Below are 18,126 nucleotides of genomic sequence, written 5' to 3' on the forward strand. Positions count from 1 at the left end.
ACCCGCCGTGGCCCCACCGTGAGCCCGTCGCGTCGACGTCGGAGGGGTGTGATGGACTGGCCGTCCCTGCCGGCACGACGAGAGGTTCCGCAGCCCATGTTCCTGCTCGACGCCGACGGCGGTTCCGGCACCGGCCGTCCCGATCTGGTCTTCTCGGCGACGGACCTCGTGACGGCGTCAGAGTGCGGGTACCGGCTGCTGCGCGTTCTCGACGAGAAGCTGGGACGGGCACCGCGCGCGGAGTTCCCGGCGGACCCGATGCTGCAGCGGGCAGCCGTCCTCGGCGACGTGCACGAGCGCCGGGTCCTCGACGAGCTGGTGGGCGAGCACGGACTCTGGTCGCCGGGCAACCCGCGGGGCGTGTACGACGTCGAACCGGCCGCGTCCATGGACCGCGCCACGCTGGCGGAGAAGCACGAGGAGTCGCTCCGCGCGCTCCGCTCGGGGGCGTCCGTCGTCTTCCAGGCCGCCTTCTTCGACGGCACGTTCCACGGTCGCTCCGACTTCCTCGTCCGCCAGGAGGACGGGTCCTACGCAGTCTGGGACACCAAGCTCGCGCGCCACGCGAAGGTCGGCGCACTGCTGCAGCTCGCCGCCTACGGCGACCAGCTGCAGGCGGCCGGCATCCCGACGTCGCCCGAGGTGACCCTGGTGCTGGGCGACCGCACCACCAGTGTCCACAGCCTGCCCGACCTGCTGCCCGTGTTCCGCGAGCGGCGGTCCCGCTTCCTCGATCTCGTCCACGGCCACCGGGACCAGGCGGACCCGGTAACGTGGGGCGCCGCCACCCACACCGCCTGCGGGCGCTGCGACTACTGCACCGAGCAGGTCGCGGCGACGCGCGACCTGCTGCTCGTCGCCGCCATGACGGGCGAGCGCCGGGCGCGGCTCAACGGCGAGGGCGTCACCACCATCGACCAGCTCGCGGTCATGGCACCGCATCCCGAGGACCCGTCCCTGACCCGCCTGCAGGAGCAGGCGCGGCTGCAGGTGGGCCTCGCCGAGGTCGACGGGGGCGTCACCTACCGCGACGCCGCCGGCGAGGACCGGACGCTCTCCTACCGCGTCCTCCCGCAGCACACGCTGTCCACCCTGCCCGCACCGAGCAGGGGCGACATCTTCTTCGACTTCGAGGGCGATCCGCTGTGGCAGGATCCGGCGGACGGGAGCTGGGGCATCGAGTACCTGTTCGGCGTGCTGGAGCAGCCTGCCGACGACGGCGGCGAACCTCCGTTCCGCCCGTTCTGGGCCCACAGCCGGGCGCAGGAGCGCGGCGCCTTCACCCGCTTCCTCGACTACGTCGCGCAGCGTCGGCAGCAGTACCCCGACCTGCACGTCTACCACTACGCCGCCTACGAGAAGACCGCACTGCGCCGGCTGTCGCTGGTCCACGTGGTCGGGGAGGACGCCGTGGACACGCTACTGCGCGACGGCGTGCTCGTGGACCTCTACGACACGGTGCGCTCCAGCCTCCGCATCTCCGACCGTTCCTACAGCCTCAAGAAGCTCGAGCCGCTCTACATGGGCAGCACGCTCCGCTCCGGGGACGTGACGGACGCCGGAGCCTCGGTGGTGGCCTATGCGGCCTACTGCACGGCGCGCGACGCCGGCGACGAGGCAGCGGCGGCGGAGATCCTCGCCGGCATCAGCGACTACAACACCTACGACTGCCTCTCCACGCTCCGGCTCCGCGACTGGCTGCTCGACCTGGAGGAGCGGCACGCCGACCGCCGGCGCCCGCCGGTCCCGCCCGCCATCACCGAGGACGCCCTGCCCGCCTACGGGCCCGCACCCGAAGAGGCCAGGCTGCTGGATCATCTCGATGGGCTCTCCCCGGAGGAGGCACGGCACCCCGACCAGCAGGCCGTGGCACTCGTCGCCGCCGCTGTGGGCTACCACCGCCGGGAGCGCAAGCAGTTCTGGTGGTCCCACTTCGACCGACTCTCCTCCCCCGCCCACGAGTGGGACCGGGCGCGGGACGTCCTGGTGTTCCGCAGTCTCGAGGTCGTCGAGGACTGGGCGAAACCGACATCCCGTGCGAACCCGGTACGGATCCTGAAGGGCACGGCCCGCCTGCAGCCCGGAGCGGACATCCGTGAGGGCTCCTCCTACTTCGCGATCTACGACGCCCCGGTGCCGGTCGGAGCCGACACCGTGGACAGCGGCGGCAGCGGGAGGGGTGGCTGGTTCGGGATCGAGGTGCTCGACCTGACGGAGGACGGCGACGGCACCACCACGGCCGTCCTCCGGGAGAAGCTCCGGCGCGGTGCGGAACCGCGGCCCGAGCTTCCCGTGGCACTCTCCCCCGACCAGCCCCTGCTGACGAGGTCCCTGCAGGATGCGCTCGTCGAACTGGCGGACCGCGTGGGCCGGGCACTGCCCGACCTGCCCCCGGGACCTGCGCTCGACCTCCTCCGGCGGATCCCCCCGCGCCTGCCGGTCGGCGCCTCCCTGCCCGCCGTCCCGCACGGCACCGGAGGCTACGCGGGGGCGATCACCACCGCGCTGCGGCTGCTCCAGGGCTCCTATCTCGCCGTCCAGGGGCCTCCCGGGACGGGCAAGACGCACGTCGGCGCGGAGGTCGTCGCACGGCTGGTGCGCCTCGGCTGGAAGGTCGGCGTCGTGGCGCAGTCCCACGCCGTCGTCGAGAACCTGCTCTGCCGGGCGATGGAGGCAGGCGTCCCCGAGGAGCTCGTGGCGAAAAAGCCGAAGGAGGCGGACGCGGCGACCCCGTGGAGCCGGCGCTCGGACGACGACGTCGCCCGCCTCGTCGAGGCGGAGGGCGGCTGCCTGGTGGGCGGCACGGCGTGGACGATGACAGGCCGTGCCGTCCCCGCCGCGTCGCTCGACCTGCTGGTCATCGACGAGGCCGGTCAGTTCTCGCTGGCGAACACCATGGCCGTCGCGCGGGCCGCCCGCAGGCTCCTCCTGCTGGGTGACCCGCAGCAGCTGCCGCAGGTCACCCAGGGGATCCACCCCGAACCGGTCGACGATTCGGCGCTGGGCTGGCTCTCGGCGGGTGCCGCCACCCTGCCGCCGGACGTCGGCTACTTCCTCGCGGACACGTGGCGCATGCACCCGGACCTCTGCCGCGCCGTCTCCCGCTTCGCCTACGACGGCCGCCTCACCACAGCCCCTGCGGCGCGGGAGCGGCTCCTGGCCGGGCAGGCTCCCGGCATCGAGTGCGTCTCGGTGGACCACGACGGCAATGCCACGTCGTCCGTCGAGGAGGCTGCCGAGGTCCTCGCCCAGGTCCGGCGGCACCTCGGCGTGCCGTGGACGCCCGACGCAGGGACTCCGCCCCGACCGCTGGGGCAGGCCGACCTCCTGGTGGTGGCCGCCTACAACGCGCAGGTACAGCTCGTCCGGGAAACCCTGTCCACGGCGGGATACCGGAACGTCAGGGTCGGGACCGTGGACAGGTTCCAGGGCCAGCAGGCCGCCGTCGTGATCGTCAGCATGGCGGCGTCGTCCGCTGCCGAGGCACCGCGGGGCATCGGTTTCCTGCTGAACCGCAACCGGATCAACGTCGCCGTCTCACGCGGCCAGTGGCGGGCGGTCATCGTCCGCTCCCCCCGGCTGACCCATCACCTGCCCGCGACCCCGGCAGCGCTCGAGGAGCTCGGCGCCTTCATCGGCCTCTGCGACGGCACGGGCTGACGGCGCGGATCGACGGCGCGGACGGCGCGACTGACGCGCCCCGGGCGGTGCCGTCTGACGGGAGCAGACCACGCCGCGTGCGGTCCGACCCTTAACGAAGAAGCAGGCCGGACCGGAGTCCGACCTGCTTCCCACGAAAAGATCTAGTTGAAGATCCGAGCCTTAGAGGGGCTGGATGTTCGACGCCTGAGGACCCTTGGGGCCCTGCTCGGTGTCGAAGCTGACCTTCTGGTTCTCATCGAGCGAGCGGTAGCCGCTCGCGTTGATGGCGGAGAAGTGTGCGAACACGTCTGCGCTTCCGTCGTCGGGAGCAATGAATCCAAAGCCCTTTTCAGCGTTGAACCACTTCACGGTACCTGTTGCCATTTTTGTTTATCCTTCTGAAATTCAGACGCGATCCGACTTTCGGAACGCCCCAGTCGCGGCGTGCTTGTCCGCTTTTTCAGAGACGCGGCCTATCCCGCGAGGGCTAAACCGCGCGAAATACAAATGCGCAACACTACAACCGGGATCCACTTAACCAAACGTTGGAGGGTAAAGGCAAGCAGAGTCCGAAGGTTTTTTGATCCGTGACCCTCAGGCGGCGACGGGGAGCATGGTTCCGGCGAGCAATTCGAAGGAGCGCAGCCAGGCGTCGGTGGTGCCGGCCTGGGTCGCGACGATGAGTTCGTCGGCCCCGATCCGGTCGCTGAAGCGCTCCAGGTAGTCCCGGACGACGTCGGGGGTCCCCACGGCGCTGTAGCGCGCCATGTCGGCCATCTGCTGGCCGCCCGGCGACGCGAGGATGGCCTCGGACTCCTCACGGGTGAAGGTCTGCCCGCGCCCGAGGAGGAGTGTCACGCGTCGCAGCATCGCCTCGTGGAACTCGTGGTGGGCGTCGGTGGCGCTGTCGGCCGCGATGACGTTGACCCCGGCGATGAAGTGTGGCTTCTCCGCCTGCGCCGACGGCGTGAACTCCCGGCGGTAGATGGCTGCGGCGTCCAGCAGGGCCTGCGGTGCGAAGTGGGAGGCGAAGGCGAAGGGCAGGCCGAGGGCAGCGGCGAGCCGCGCGCCGAAGAGGGAGGAGCCGAGGATGTACAGCGGGACGTTCGTGCCCTTGCCGGGAGTGGCCTGCACACCCGGGACCCGCGTCTCACCGGTCAGGTACCCCTGCAGTTCGAGGACGTCGGAGGGGAAGCTGTCGGCCGACATCGGATCACGACGCAGTGCACGGGCGGTGACCTGGTCGCTGCCGGGCGCCCGGCCGAGGCCGAGGTCGATCCGCCCCGGATGCAGGCTCTCGAGGGTGCCGAACTGCTCCGCGATCGTCAGCGGCGAGTGGTTGGGCAGCATGACCCCGCCGGCTCCGAGGCGGATGGTCGACGTGTGGGCGGCGACGTGCGCAATCAGCACGCTCGTGGCCGACGACGCGATGCTGCCCATGTTGTGGTGCTCGGCGTACCAGATCCGGCGATAGCCCCACGATTCCGCGTGCTGCGCGAGCGACACACTGGAGGCGAACGTCTCGGCGGGCGTCGAGCCCTCGGCGACCTGCGCCAGATCCAGGATGGACAGGGGGACAGACATGGGATGCACCTCTCGATTTCCGGGACCGCGGCGGGGGCTGCGGACCTCTTGAGGGAACGGTTGCCCGGGTGCATCTATTTCCTGCGCCCGCCCGAGGACGGCGCGGTCGCGCGCTGCAGGGCGCCCTGACAGACTGGGGCCATGCCGAACAGCGAACCGCAGACCTCCGAAGCCGCGCTCCGGGAGCGCCAGGACCACCTCGTCCGGGCACTCGCCGTCGAGCAGAACACCGAACGCCTGCAGTCCCTGAGCGATGAGCTGGAGGCCGTGCAGCGGCGCCTGGAACAGGCCCGCACCACCTGATCAGGGTCCGCCGGGCGGCGTCTCGATGGTGAGGACGCCCTGCGCGCTGCCGTCCCTCGCCGCGTAGGTGTGCCGGGTGTCGGCGGGCCACGAGGAGGACTCCCCTGCCCGGACGAGCACCTCGGCGCCCGACGGTCCCACGCAGGCCGTCCCCCGCACCACCCGGAGATGCTCCACGGTGCCGTGGCGGTGTGGCGGTGAGACCCGCGTGCCCCGCGCGGCGATGGTGAGCCAGAAGACCTCGGTGGTGCCGCCGTCGTCGTGCGTCCGGACGGTCAGCAGGCGGGCGTCGACGACCCCGTCCGGGACGCTGTGCCCGGTTCCGTCGCCCACGAGTCCCGTGAGCGGCACCCCGAGTGGACCGGCGAGCGCGTAGAGCGTCTCGAGCGTCGGATTGCGGGTGCCGGCCTCGAGCTCGGACAGCGTCCCCTTCCCGATGCCTGCGCGGGACGCGAGACCGCTCAGCGTGAACCCCTGTGCTCGTCGCAGTTCCGCGATGCGCCGGGCGACGGCGGCCCGCGGCGACACATCGCGGGCGGGCTTGTCCTCGGGCATCCCTGCATCCTACGCTTGCCGTTCCGTATACAGAACGCTTCTGGGGCTGCAGCGCTCCGAACAGGAGATGCGCGGTGCACACCAGCTCCACCGTCCGGCCCGGCCTGCACGAACCCGTCCTCGCGGGCGTCGTCACGGCCCTCGTCGGTTTCACGTCGTCCTTCGCCGTCGTGCTCGCCGGACTGCGTGCCACGGGTGCCTCGCCGGAGCAGGCGGCGTCGGGGCTCCTGGCGCTGACCGCCGTCGTCGGCCTCGGGATCGTCCTCCTGGCGCTGCGCTTCAGGCTCCCCGTCACGCTCTCCTGGTCCACCCCGGGGGCCGCACTGCTGGCCGGGGCGAGTATCCCGGCGGGAGGCTGGCCGGCGGCCGTGGGTGCGTTCCTGGTCACGGGCCTCCTGTTCGCGTTGACCGGCGCGGTGCCCTGGCTCGGGCGGGTCGTGGCACGCATCCCCCAGCATCTGGCGCAGGCCATGCTCGCGGGGGTGCTGCTGCCCCTCTGCCTGGCGCCGTTCCAGTCCCTGGGCACCATCCCGCTGCTGGTGCTGCCCGTGATCGCCGTCTGGCTGGCCGCCTCCGCCGTCATCCCGAAGTGGGCCGTACCGCTCGCCCTCGTCGCGGCCCTGGTGGTCATCGGCCTCCAGCTCGCCCGCGACGGGACCGGGATCGATCCGGCCGACCTGGTGCCGACGCCGGTGTTCACCGTGCCCGTCCTCGACCCGGCCGCCGTCGTGGGGATAGCCCTGCCCCTCTACGTGGTGACCATGGCGTCGCAGAACCTCCCCGGCGTGGCCGTCCTGAAATCCTTCGGCTATCGGACGCCCTGGCGTCCCGCCCTGGCCGTGACCGGGGCCGGCACGGCGCTCGTCGCCCCGTTCGGCGGGCACGCCGTCAACCTCGCTGCCCTGTCCGCCGCACTGTCCGCGGGTGAGGGGGCGGGCGAGGACCGGGACCGCCGCTGGATCGCCGCCCTCACCGCTGGATTTTCCTACCTGGTGCTCGCCGCCGTCTCGGGTGCGCTCGTCGTCGTCGTGGGTGCCGCGCCGGCCGGACTCGTGGAGGCGGTCGCCGGCCTCGCGCTCATCAGCACCATGGCGACGGCGGTCACCGCCGCGTTCGGAGACGCGACGGGCCGGATGAGTGGCGCCGTGACGTTCCTCCTAGCGGCATCGGGCCTGTCCGTCCTGGGCATCGGAGGGGCGTTCTGGGCCCTCGTCGGAGGGCTCGTGGTACGCGCGACCCTGGAACGGACGATCCGCCCGCGGCCGGGCGGCCGCCACTAGACCGGGGTGTTGGGAGCCTGCGCCTCGTCGCCCTGCTCACGTGCCTTGCGCTGCCGCGCGCGGTCGAGGGCATTGATGGCGGGCGCGGCGGTGATGCCGTGGATGACGATCGAGATGACGATCACGAGGCCTCCGACACGCCACAGCGTGCTCTCGTCAGCGGCGAACTCGCCCTTCGAGAGGGCGTAGCTCAGGTAGTACACGGAACCGATGCCGCGCACTCCGAAGAAGGCGAGCGTGCGGCGCTCCCACGGGCCCGTCTTGCCCCGCGCCAGGCTGAACCAGGCCGTGACGGGCCGCACCAGCAGGACGAAGGCGACGGCGACCACCACCTCCAGCGGCCGGAGGCCCTCGAACAGGCCCCGCGCCACGGCCCCGCCCAGCAGGACGAGCACGACGACGGTGAGGAGCCGCTCGAGCTGCTCGATGTAGCTGTGCAGCACACCGTGGTAGCCGTGGGTCTGTTCCCCGGCGCGGATGGTCACGGCGCACACGAAGACCGCGATGAAACCGTAGCCCTCGATCGCCTCGGTGAGCCCGTACGTCAGGAACGTCGCCGCGAGGGCGACGAACCCCTCGGAGTAGTTGGCGAGGCGGACGCTCTTGATCGGCGTCCGGAAGAAGACCCGGGCCAGCAGCTTGCCCATGCCGAACCCGAACGCACAGCCGATGATCATGCGCCACAGGACGTCGAGCAGGATCCACTCCACACCCCAGGCGGACGGGGACAGACCCACCGTGCTCATCAGGATGGCGAGGTACACGAAGGGGAAGGCGAGGCCGTCGTTGAGCCCGGCCTCGGAGGTCAGGCCGAAGCGCACCTCGTCCTCGGCCTCGAGGTCCTCCTCCGACTCCGAGGGCTCCCCCACCTGTACCTCGGAGGCGAGGACGGGATCGGTGGGCGCGAGGGCCGCGGCCACGAGCAGGGCGGAGGCGAGCCCGAGGCCCAGCAGCCACATCCCCATCAGCGTGAGGATCAGGATGCACAGGGGCATCGCGATGCCGAGGAGGCGCCAGGTGGTGGACCAGCGGCGCCAGCCGAGCTTGCGGTCGAGCGCCAGCCCGGCCCCCATCAGCGAGATGATGACGCAGACCTCACTCAGGTGGATCGCCACATCGCTGTAGGCCACCGGATCGGGATCGGGGAGGTCCTTCGCGAAACTGAACACCAGGATGCCGGCGGCGAGGAACACCATGGGCATCGAGACCGGCGCGCGCATGAGCAGGCGCGGCAGGAGTGCTGCCGCGAACACGGCGAGACCCGCCGCCGCGTAGATGATGCTTGCTGCTTCGAACACGCGACCTCTTCCGTTCCGCCAGTAATGCCCGGTCTGAGCCCCTTCCCAACAGTAGGGCAGAGCCCGCCATGATCGAGCCGCTCGACCCGGTGCCTGTCACCCGCAGCGAAAGGGATGCCCCGTGGCCGGGGAGCGTCACCACCGCGTGAGAGCATGGAATTATGCCCACTTCCACCCACCCCATGGTCGATGTCACCGACATCATCCGCGTCGTGGGCGGAGCCGCCTTCCAGCGCGGACAGACCTACGCCAAGGACGGCGCCGTCAGCTCACTCGCCTGGGACGCCGAGTCGAAGCTGCTGACCGGGAAGGTCCGCGGGAGTGCGCCCAGCGACTACCGCACGAAGCTCCGCCTCGGGCTGAAGGGCGACGGGCGGTTCCGTCCCCTCGAGAACTTCTGCAGCTGCCCCGTCGGGGCGGACTGCAAGCACGTCGCCGCCACCGCCCTGCAGAGCAACACCGAGAACCTGCTGGCCCAGCACGAGCGCGACCTCGGTGCTCGCCCCGCGCCGCGTCCGTCCGCACCGGAGGGCTGGCAGGCCTCACTGACGGACCTGCTCGAGGCCGATGCCCCCTCGACCGATCCACCGGCCCCGCTGACACCCCTCGGCCTCCAGTTCGAGCTGCGGACGCCCGAAGTGGCCGTGCAGCGGTGGGGGTCGGCCGCCGAGCGCCAGGGGCAGCGGACGCTCAACACCCGCCTCGGCGTGCGGCCGGTCAGCCAGAACGGCAAGGGCAAGTGGATCAAGAACAACCTGTCCTGGGGCAGCATCAGCTACCAGACGTACGGGCTGAAGCTCGACCCGGACCAGCACCGCTGGTTCTCGCAGTTCCCGGCACTGCACCGCGGCACGGGCGTCAACTACTTCGGCAACAACGACTCCTGGCTGTACCTCGACGACTTCAGCAATCCGCTCCTGTGGCAGCTGCTGGACGAGGCGCAGCGCCTTGGCATCGCCTTCGTGGGGTCCAAGAAGTCCGTGAGCATCGAGCTCGCCGGCCGCGCCACCCTGAAGCTCGACGCGACGGAGACCGAGGACGGGGCCCTCCAGCTCTGCCCGGCGCTCGACGTCGACGGGCAGCCCCACCCCTCGGACACCGCGCATGTGATCAGCACGCACGGCATCTACACGGTCGCCCCCGACGACACCATCACCCTGGCGCCGACCTCCAGGAGGCTGACGCCGAAGGACATCGAGCTCCTGCAGCGCGGCCGCGCCGTCGTCGTCCCCGAGGAGGAGAAGTCCCTCTTCCTCCAGGAGTACTACCCCAGGCTGCGACAGTCCATCGAGGTGGACAGCAGCGACGGCAGCGTGGAGCTCCCCGAGATCCAGCCACCGGTCCTCGTCCTCACCACGGCCTACGGTGCGGACGGCTCGGTGACCCTCGACTGGCACTTCGACTACCCGCTGGGTGATGCGGTCCAGCGCAGGCCCTTCCGCCGGGGCGGTCCGGGCAGTGATGACGGCTACCGCGACGCCGACGCCGAGGACGGCCTCGCCGCTGCTGCGCGGAGCGTGCTCGGCTCCCTGCCGCTCAAGTCCCTGCAGCTGAAGGACATGCAGGCCGTGGAGTTCGCGGAGGACGTGCTGCCCCAGCTGATGGAGCTCGAGGGCGTGACGGTGGAGGTCGTCGGCGAGAAGCCCGACTACACGGAACTGACGGAGACGCCGACACTGCGCATCAGCACCGTCGAGACGGACAACCGTGACTGGTTCGACCTCGGCGTGATGGTGACGGTCAGCGGCCGCACCATCCCCTTCGACTCCGTCTTCCGGGCCCTGGCGCAGGGCCGGAAGAAGCTGAAGCTCGTCGACAACAGCTACCTGTCCCTCGAGCAGCCCGTGTTCGACCAGCTCCGGGAGCTGATCGAGGAGGCCCGCGCGCTGAGCGAGTGGGACCCGGAGACCGGCCTGCAGATCAGCCGTTACCAGGCGGGACTCTGGGCGGACTTCGAGGACCTCGCCGAGGAGACCGAGCAGGCGCAGTCGTGGCGCGAGGCCGTGAGCGGGCTGCTCGAGCTCAAGGACGTCGAGGCCACGGCCGCCCCCGCCGGCCTGGTCGCGGAGATGCGCCCCTACCAGGCCGAGGGCTTCAGCTGGCTCGCCTTCCTGTGGCGGCATCAGCTCGGGGGCGTCCTCGCCGACGACATGGGGCTCGGCAAGACCCTGCAGGCACTGGCCCTCATGACCTACGCCAAGGAGAACCGGGGGCTGGACGCCCCGTTCCTCGTCGTCGCACCCACCTCCGTGGTGCCGAACTGGTCCAACGAGGCCCACCGCTTCGCACCGGGGCTCAGGGTCGTCGCGATCAACGACACCCAGGGTGCCTCCGGGGTCCCCATCCGCGAGCAGGTCGGCGACGCCGACATCGTCATCACCTCGTACACGCTCTTCCGGCTCGACTTCCCCGCCTACCAGGACCTCCCCTGGTCGGGGCTCGTGCTCGACGAGGCGCAGTTCGTGAAGAACCGCGCGTCCAAGGTGCACCAGGCGGCCAAGGACTTCGACGCGCCCTTCAAACTGGCGATCACCGGAACGCCCATGGAGAACAACCTCATGGAGCTGTGGTCGCTGTTCAACATCGTGGCGCCGGGCCTCTTCCCCTCGGCCCGGAAGTTCACGGAGGACTACCGGACGCCGATCGAGAAGATCGGTGACAACCGGCCACTGGTCCGGCTGCGCAAGCGCATCCGCCCGCTGATGATGCGCCGCACCAAGGAGGCGGTCGCCTCCGACCTGCCCCCGAAGCAGGAGCAGGTCCTCGAGGTGGAGCTCCACCCCGAGCACCGGCACATCTACGAGACGTACCTGCAGCGGGAGCGGCAGAAGCTCCTCGGCCTGATCGAGGACATGAACCGGAACCGCATGATCGTCTTCCGTTCGCTGACCCTGCTGCGCATGCTCAGCCTCGACGCCTCCCTCGTCGATCCGGAGCACGAGGGCGTACCGTCCGCGAAGCTGGAGGTGCTGTTCGAGAACCTCGACGGCATCCTCGCCGAAGGACACCGCGCGCTGGTCTTCAGCCAGTTCACGTCCTACCTGAAGAAGGCGGCCGAACAGCTCGACGCCCGCGGCATCGAGTACGCCTACCTCGACGGGTCGACGCGGAGCCGCGGCGAGGTCATCGACTCCTTCAAGGACGGCAAGGCCCCGGTGTTCCTCATCAGCCTCAAGGCCGGCGGGTTCGGCCTGAACCTGACCGAGGCGGACTACTGCTTCCTGCTGGATCCCTGGTGGAACCCCGCGTCGGAGGCCCAGGCCGTGGACCGCACACACCGGATCGGCCAGACGAAGAACGTCATGGTCTACCGCATGGTGTCCAAGGGGACGATCGAGGAGAAGGTCATGAAGCTCAAGGAGCAGAAGGCCAAGCTCTTCACCTCGGTCATGGACGACGACGCCGTCTTCAGTTCCGCCCTCACCGCCGAGGACATCCGGGGGCTGCTCGAGGCATAGTGCCGGTCAGGCACGGTCGCGCAGCGGGGGATCGAGCAGCTCGGCGAACGCACGGCCCCGCGAGGCGATCCACCAGTGGCCCCCGGGGACGGTGGTGACGGTCAGGTCCTCGATCCACTCGTCCAGGCCGTCGACGAGGTGCGGCGAGAGGAAGGGATCCTTCAGCGGCACGATGACGTGCACGGGAACCCGGACCCGGGTGGGCCGGGGCAGCCTGGCCGCCGAGGACAGGGTGGTCCGGTACAGGGCGAGACCGCGGACGGGATCGGCTCCCACGTTCCGCCGCGCAGTCAGCTCGTAACGCCGGGTCAGGACGTACTTCCACATCAGCTCCGGGAGGACCGGCAGCTGGAAGGCCCCGACGTACCAGCTGCGCAGCACCTGTCCGAGCCCCTGCGGCACCAGTCGCGGCCGGCGGAAGCGCCCGCGCAGCCAGCGGGAGAAGTGGCGGAGATCGGGTCCGGAGATGCTGGTGTAGTCGATCACCAGCCCGTACGAGCGCTCGTCCTGGAGCACGGCCCAGCCCTGGATGGACCCCCAGTCGTGGCCGACGAGCCGAACCCCGCCCGGGGCCTCGACGGCCTCGAGCACGGCGAACACGTCGTCGACCAGTTCCGCCAGGGTGAAGCCGGCGCCGCCCAGCGTGCGCGACCGTCCGGCGTTCCGGGTGTCGAAGGCCACGAGGTGGTGCGTGGGCGCGAGCTCGCGCAGGACGGGGGAGAACACCCGATGGTCGTCGGGGTACCCGTGCACGAAGACGATGGTCGGTGCATCGGCCCGGGGGACCGCCCCGTACTCGAAGACGGCGAGGTCGGCGCCCCGCGTAGGGATGGTGCGGTGCCGCTCGCGTAGGAGGTCCATGGGTCCCACCCTAGGGGCTGGTCGTGCCCTGCGGGAGGGCGATCAGGCGTCGGGCCCGGGACGCCCGGCTACGATCCTGCCGCCCTCGAGCCAGATGGTCCGATGTGCGACGGCATCGGCGAAAGCGGCATCGTGGGTCGCCAGGACGACGGCCCCTCCCCCTCGCGCGTGCCGGGCCAGCAGGCCTGCCAGCAGTGTGCGCGCGGCCTCGTCGAGGCCCGCGGTCGGTTCGTCGAGCGCCCACACGGCAGGACCTGTCGCGATGATGGAGGCGAGGGCCACCAGGCGCCGCTGGACGAAGCCCAGTTCGTAGGGGTGGGCGTCCGCCAGCGCTCCGAGTCCCACGCCGTCGAGCGCGGCCGACGCCCGCCGGATGGCAGCACGCCTGCGGACGCCCGTGGCCAGCGGCCCGAAGGTCACCTCGCGCAGCGCCGTCCGCTCGAAGAGCTGCTGGTCCGTGTCCTGGAACAGGTACCCGACCGTGGCGGCGAGGGTACCCGTCGGCTGACGGCCGATCGGCACCGCGTCCACCGTCACGGAGCCGCTGTCCGCACGGTGCAGGCCGTTGAGGTGCTGCAGCAGCGTCGATTTCCCCGAGCCGTTGGCTCCCCTCACCGCGATGATCTCCCCCGGCAGGACGGTGAGGTCGACCCCCCGCAGCACGGCGGGTGCGGCCGCCGGTCCGGCCTCGCGATGACGGAAGGTGACCCCCTCGAGCGCGACCAGCGCGGGGGCGGCCGGCACCGTCCGGGGCTGGTCGGGACCCGCTGCGGGGCCTGCGGCGGGGCGCGGCGGATCGCCCGCCGTTCCGATGCCGTAGCGGCGCAGTCCTGCCCGGCGGGCCTCCGCCAGGGGACCCGCGAACACCGGGCGGCCGTCCGCGAGCGCCAGGACGCGGGCGTCCTGCGGCGCGGTCCGCGGCAGCATCGGTTCGCAGACCACGACCGCGGTCCCGTCCCGCCGCAGGGCGGCCAGGGCTGCCGCGATGTCCCGTACCGCGTCGGCGTCGAGACCCTGGAAGGGCTCGTCGAGGACCAGTACGCGCGGGCGCTGGACCATCGCCGCGGCGATGAGGGTGCGCTGGAGCTGGCCGCCGGACAGCCGGCGCGGGTCGCGGTCCAGGAGCGGGGTCAAGGCCAGGGCAGCGGCGATCTCGTGCACCCCGTCCCGCAGCTGAGCGGTGGGGATGCCGCGATTGGAGGGGCCGAAGGCGATCTCCTCACCGACGGTGGCGCACATCATGGACAGCTGTCCCCACGCGCCCTGCGCCACATAGGCGACGTGCGTGCTCCAGGCTGCGGGGTCGACGCGCGGGTCGGTGGGCGCACCGGCACAACGGATCGTCTCGCCGTCGAGCGTGATCGATCCGCGGAAGACCGAGCCCGCGGCCGCACCGGTCTGCCCGGCGAGCAACCGGGCCAGCGTCGTCTTGCCCGAGCCGGAGGCTCCCGCGACGACCAGGTACTCCCCCGGGCCCACGGTGAGGGCGACGTCGGCGAGGACGGGCACGCCCTCGTCGTAGGCGAAGGATTCGCCCTCGAGGCTGATCATGCGGCGCCCGGGCCGACGAGCCAGACCACGGAGAACACCCCGACCGCGACGACCATGGCACGCCGCACACCCCGCTGGCGGACGGTGTCCGTGTCCGGCAGGTAGCTCGTACGTGTCACACCGGACGAGAAGCTGCGGGCCTCGAGCATGGAGTTGCGCTCGGAGGCATCCACGAGGAGGCCGATGACCAGCGGTGTCAGGACGGCCAGCAGTGCGCGGACGCGGGACACCGGGCCGCGTCCGACGACGAGTCCGCGCGCCTGCTGCGAGCGCGTGATCTGCCGTGCACGCATCGCGACGTGCGGGATGAGCCCCACGGCGGAACCCACGACGAACACCAGCTTCCGATTCCACCCGCGGTGCGTCATGGTGGCCAGGAGCTCGGGGATGTCGAGCGTCATCGCGGCCGGAAGCAGCACCCCGGCGAACACGCCCATGCGCAGCCCCATGGCGGCGGCGAAGGACAGGCCCTCCGTGGTGACCCGGGCGATCCCGAGGTCGAGCAGGACAGTGCGGCCCTCGGGATAGAACAGGCCGTGCAGCAGCAGGGACGACAGGACGAGCGGTCCCGCCACCAGGAGGACCGCCAGGCCGATCTGCCGGGGCCTGCCGGACACCAGGACGGCGGGCACCACCACGAGCACGAGGACCGCGAGGGAGAACTCCCAGCGGTTCACCACGAGGACGAGGACCACCAGCAGGACTGCGGCGAGCAGCTCGGTCAGCGGGTTGTAGATCCTGCGGCGCGGCATGGGTCAGGCGGCGCCGGCGTCGTTCCCGTTCGCCGATCGCGCGGGCGTGCCTGTCCTGGCGCCGAGGACGCGGTGGGCGCGTGCGAAGGGGAACTGGCGCACCGCACGCGGCGGGAGCGCATAGACGACGAGCGCCACGAGGACGAAGACCACGACCTTGTCCAGCGAATCCGACAGCAGCCCCTGCTTGGTCGCTGCGACCAGCAGCTTGTCCCCCATCGAGCGGAACACCGCGATGATCGCATTGGTCCCGAAGGTCCCTGCCGCGCCGAACATGAAGACGGCCACCGGTGCGGCCACGAGTCCGCCGATCGCCCCGACGACGAGGCCCGCGACCGGCGCCAGGTACACCCTGCGGAACGCACCGTACTTCGCCGCCATGCCGGCGAGCAGCCCGATGAGTGCGGCGCCGGCCGCGAAGGGCAGTGCGAACGGGTTGAAGAGCCCCCAGATGGCGTTGCTGATCGCTCCGGTGGCCGCTCCGGCAGCGGGACCTGCGAGGACGGCGACGAGGACGGTCCCGATCGCATCGAGGTAGATCTGCAGGCCCAGCGTCCCGGCCACCTGCCCGATGGCGATGTTCAGGGCGATACCGAGGGGCATGACCACGAGCGAGCTGGTGCTCAGCATCGGCAGGATGCCGCCGACCAGGAGCGCACCGCCGCCGAGGAATCCGAAGAGGGAGACGAGCGACGCCGTGCTGCCCATGCCGCCGGCGATCTCCGCGGGCTGGACGATCACGAGGAACAGGTAGGTGGCGACGATGAGTGCTCCGCCGAGGGCGAGGAGCAGGCGTCGCGGCCGCTGCACGGCGGTGCCGGCTGCGAGGGTCAGGGATGAACTCACGATATTCCTTGGGCGCGATGGACGGGGAGGACGCACCTCATGTCACCTCGGCGCCGGCCGCGCGGCGGTGCGGGCAGCTACCAGTGTACCGGGGCCCCGCCGCGAGCGTCGGTCCCGGCGTCCGGCCGTGCCTCCGGACGGCGGTGCGCCGCAGTTGGAAGCCATGCCCTGCCGAAGGCACGGGCGGACACCCTCAGCCGTGCATCCTCGCCAGGTCCGACAGGCGGCGGACCATCACATCGAACACCGCCGCCGGATCGTTGCGCGTGACGATCCGCGCGTTCGGCGCCCGCTTCCACATCCCGGCGACGTCCGCGACCGTCTGCCCGAACGTCAGCGGGGACTCCGTCTCGACGTCGACCGTCGCGAGCCGCTCCTCGAATCCCGCCTCGCCGGTCGCCACCATCGCCGCGAAGAGGTCGTGCAGGTGGGCGATGTAGCCCTGGTCGTACAGCCGGTGGAACTCCATGTAGAAGCGGAGGGCGTCGGAGATGCAGGCGACGACGGCGTTGTCGCTGCCACTGCGGGTGCCGTCGGGGTCGTCCGGGTCCAGGACCTCCGGCGCCGCGCCCGCCGCCCGCGCGACGGCGTCGACGTGGGCGGGGGTGCACTCGATGCGCTCCGTGGTCTCGAGCGCGCACACCACGGGCAGCTTCTCCAGGGGCAGGCCCTCGTAGGCGGCGAAGACCTCCTTGGCCGCGTGCGGGTCCACATGGGTGTTCCACTCCGCCACCGGTGTCGTGTTCCCCGGATGGTGGAACGCCCCGCCCATGATCACGAGTCCTTTCAGGAGCATCGGGAGATCCGGCTCCGCGCGCAGGGCCAGGGCCAGGTTGGTGAGCGGTCCCGTGACCAGTCCGGTGATCTGCCCGGGGTGGCAGCGCACCGCGTCGAGCCACACGTCCACCGCGTGCCGGGAGGAGATATGCCCGCGGGGGGATGGAAGAACCGCGTAGCCGATCCCCTGGTCGCCGTGGGTCTCCTCGGTCGTGACGAGGGGGATCTCGAGCGGGACCTCGCTGCCGAGGGCCACCTCGATCCCGGCACGGCCGCACAGCTCGAGCAGGGCCAGGTTGTTGATCGCCACCTGCCGCGCCCCGACGTTGCCGGCCGTGCAGGTGATGGCCTCGATGCTCGTCCCCGGTGTGGCGAGCAGGTACAGCAGGGCGACGGCGTCGTCGATACCCGTGTCGACGTCGAGCAGGAGCCGCGTCCGGTGGTCCGCCACGCTCAGTCCGCCGCGGTGGTGCGGAGCAGGTGCAGGCGGAGCGTACGGGCCTTCTCGAGGTGCGTGCGGGCGATGGCACGGGCGTCGTCGCTGCGCCGATCGGTGATCGCACTGATCAGCGCCTCGTGCTCGACGAGCACTTCCTGCCAGCGGTGCCCGACGGACAGCGTGGAACGGGGCGTGTGGATGAGGTGGGTGGAGAGCCGCTGCAGGAGGTCCATCAGGATGGGGTTCCGGGCTGCGGACCAGAGCGAGGTGTGGAACTCGAGGTTGTTCGTGACCTTGGTGGTGTCGTCCGGTTCGACGACGCCGCGGTCCCGTTCCAGCAGCGCCTCGAGCCGCATAATGTCCGCGGTACCCCGGTTGAGGGCCGCCTGCCCGGCGGCCTCCTCCTCGAGCATGACCCTCAGGTCGTAGATCTGGATGACTTCCTGAGGGTCGATCTGCGGCACCTGGAGTCCCCGCGCCGCCCGTTCGAGCAGGCGTTCGTGCTGCAGCCTGCTGAGGGCCTCACGGACGGGTGTCCGCGAGACGCCGAACCGCTCGGAGATGACCACTTCGCGCAGCGCCGTCCCCGGCGGGTGGACGCCGGCGAGGATCTCGCTGCGGAGGACGCGGAAGATCGCGTCGCCGTCCACGCGCGCCGATAGATCGGTGGACTCTGCCATGGCGCCCCCTCGGTTCGTCGTGGTTCGGGTGGGCAGGGCAGGTGCCCTGCAGACGGTCCGGGCCGGGAGGTGGTACCCCCGGCCCGGAACCTCGTGGACG

14 protein-coding genes are annotated in these 18,126 nt (G+C 71.2%); 4 read left to right on the forward strand and 10 right to left on the reverse strand.

Annotated features, from left to right (window positions below; translation table 11 throughout):
• The first annotated feature begins 96 nt into the window (after nt 1–96).
• Entirely contained in the window at nt 97–3,660 is a 3,564-nt protein-coding gene (locus ACX80L_RS07460) for a TM0106 family RecB-like putative nuclease (RefSeq protein WP_459288816.1), read from the forward strand.
• 162 nt (nt 3,661–3,822) lie between these two features.
• On the opposite strand, the gene ACX80L_RS07465 is transcribed toward ACX80L_RS07460, so the two are convergent.
• Together ACX80L_RS07465 and ACX80L_RS07470 are read right to left on the reverse strand one after the other, a co-directional pair.
• On the reverse strand, nt 3,823–4,026 hold the full coding sequence (locus ACX80L_RS07465; RefSeq protein WP_026533290.1) for a cold-shock protein: 204 nt from the start codon (nt 4,024–4,026) through the stop codon (nt 3,823–3,825).
• A gap of 210 nt (nt 4,027–4,236) precedes the next feature.
• Nucleotides 4,237–5,226, reverse strand: coding sequence for an LLM class flavin-dependent oxidoreductase (locus tag ACX80L_RS07470; protein ID WP_208740632.1), 990 nt, complete (start codon nt 5,224–5,226; stop codon nt 4,237–4,239).
• A 141-nt stretch (nt 5,227–5,367) separates the two neighbouring features.
• On the opposite strand from ACX80L_RS07470, the gene ACX80L_RS07475 reads away from it, so the two are divergent.
• The gene (locus tag ACX80L_RS07475; protein WP_459267392.1) at nt 5,368–5,529 is read left to right on the forward strand and encodes a hypothetical protein; all 162 of its coding nucleotides are present in this window, start codon (nt 5,368–5,370) and stop codon (nt 5,527–5,529) included.
• Here the strand turns inward: ACX80L_RS07475 and ACX80L_RS07480 are convergent, their stop codons facing one another.
• The gene (locus tag ACX80L_RS07480; RefSeq protein WP_459288751.1) at nt 5,530–6,084 is read right to left on the reverse strand and encodes a helix-turn-helix domain-containing protein; all 555 of its coding nucleotides are present in this window, start codon (nt 6,082–6,084) and stop codon (nt 5,530–5,532) included. It abuts the gene before it with no gap.
• A 74-nt stretch (nt 6,085–6,158) separates the two neighbouring features.
• On the opposite strand from ACX80L_RS07480, the gene ACX80L_RS07485 reads away from it, so the two are divergent.
• Complete coding sequence (locus ACX80L_RS07485) at nt 6,159–7,364, forward strand: benzoate/H(+) symporter BenE family transporter (RefSeq protein WP_459288753.1); 1,206 nt, start codon at nt 6,159–6,161, stop codon at nt 7,362–7,364.
• Here the strand turns inward: ACX80L_RS07485 and ACX80L_RS07490 are convergent.
• Nucleotides 7,361–8,662, reverse strand: a complete 1,302-nt coding sequence (locus tag ACX80L_RS07490) for a cation:proton antiporter (protein WP_459288754.1) — start codon at nt 8,660–8,662, stop codon at nt 7,361–7,363. The two genes, ACX80L_RS07485 and ACX80L_RS07490, sit on opposite strands and share 4 nt — an antisense overlap.
• A 161-nt stretch (nt 8,663–8,823) precedes the next feature.
• On the opposite strand from ACX80L_RS07490, the gene ACX80L_RS07495 reads away from it, so the two are divergent.
• Nucleotides 8,824–12,120 carry a DEAD/DEAH box helicase gene (locus ACX80L_RS07495; protein ID WP_459288756.1) on the forward strand — a complete coding sequence of 1,099 codons (3,297 nt, stop codon included), beginning with the start codon at nt 8,824–8,826 and terminating at the stop codon, nt 12,118–12,120.
• A 6-nt stretch (nt 12,121–12,126) separates the two neighbouring features.
• Here the strand turns inward: ACX80L_RS07495 and ACX80L_RS07500 are convergent, their stop codons facing one another.
• From ACX80L_RS07500 to ACX80L_RS07525, 6 genes are all read right to left on the reverse strand, one after another.
• Nucleotides 12,127–12,981, reverse strand: a complete 855-nt coding sequence (locus ACX80L_RS07500; protein ID WP_459288758.1) for an alpha/beta fold hydrolase — start codon at nt 12,979–12,981, stop codon at nt 12,127–12,129.
• 42 nt (nt 12,982–13,023) lie between these two features.
• Nucleotides 13,024–14,532, reverse strand: a complete 1,509-nt coding sequence (locus tag ACX80L_RS07505; protein WP_459288760.1) for an ABC transporter ATP-binding protein — start codon at nt 14,530–14,532, stop codon at nt 13,024–13,026.
• Nucleotides 14,529–15,284, reverse strand: coding sequence for an energy-coupling factor transporter transmembrane component T (locus ACX80L_RS07510; protein ID WP_459288762.1), 756 nt, complete (start codon nt 15,282–15,284; stop codon nt 14,529–14,531). Before ACX80L_RS07510 ends, ACX80L_RS07505 begins: the two co-directional genes overlap by 4 nt.
• 3 nt (nt 15,285–15,287) lie before the next feature.
• Nucleotides 15,288–16,130, reverse strand: coding sequence for an ECF transporter S component (locus ACX80L_RS07515; RefSeq protein WP_347876225.1), 843 nt, complete (start codon nt 16,128–16,130; stop codon nt 15,288–15,290).
• A gap of 193 nt (nt 16,131–16,323) precedes the next feature.
• Nucleotides 16,324–17,358, reverse strand: coding sequence for a nucleoside hydrolase (locus ACX80L_RS07520; protein ID WP_459267384.1), 1,035 nt, complete (start codon nt 17,356–17,358; stop codon nt 16,324–16,326).
• A 2-nt stretch (nt 17,359–17,360) separates the two neighbouring features.
• The gene (locus ACX80L_RS07525; RefSeq protein ID WP_459267383.1) at nt 17,361–18,026 is read right to left on the reverse strand and encodes a GntR family transcriptional regulator; all 666 of its coding nucleotides are present in this window, start codon (nt 18,024–18,026) and stop codon (nt 17,361–17,363) included.
• Nucleotides 18,027–18,126: the final 100 nt, after the last annotated feature.

It is taken from the genome of Arthrobacter sp. MDT1-48-3 (assembly GCF_054511015.1).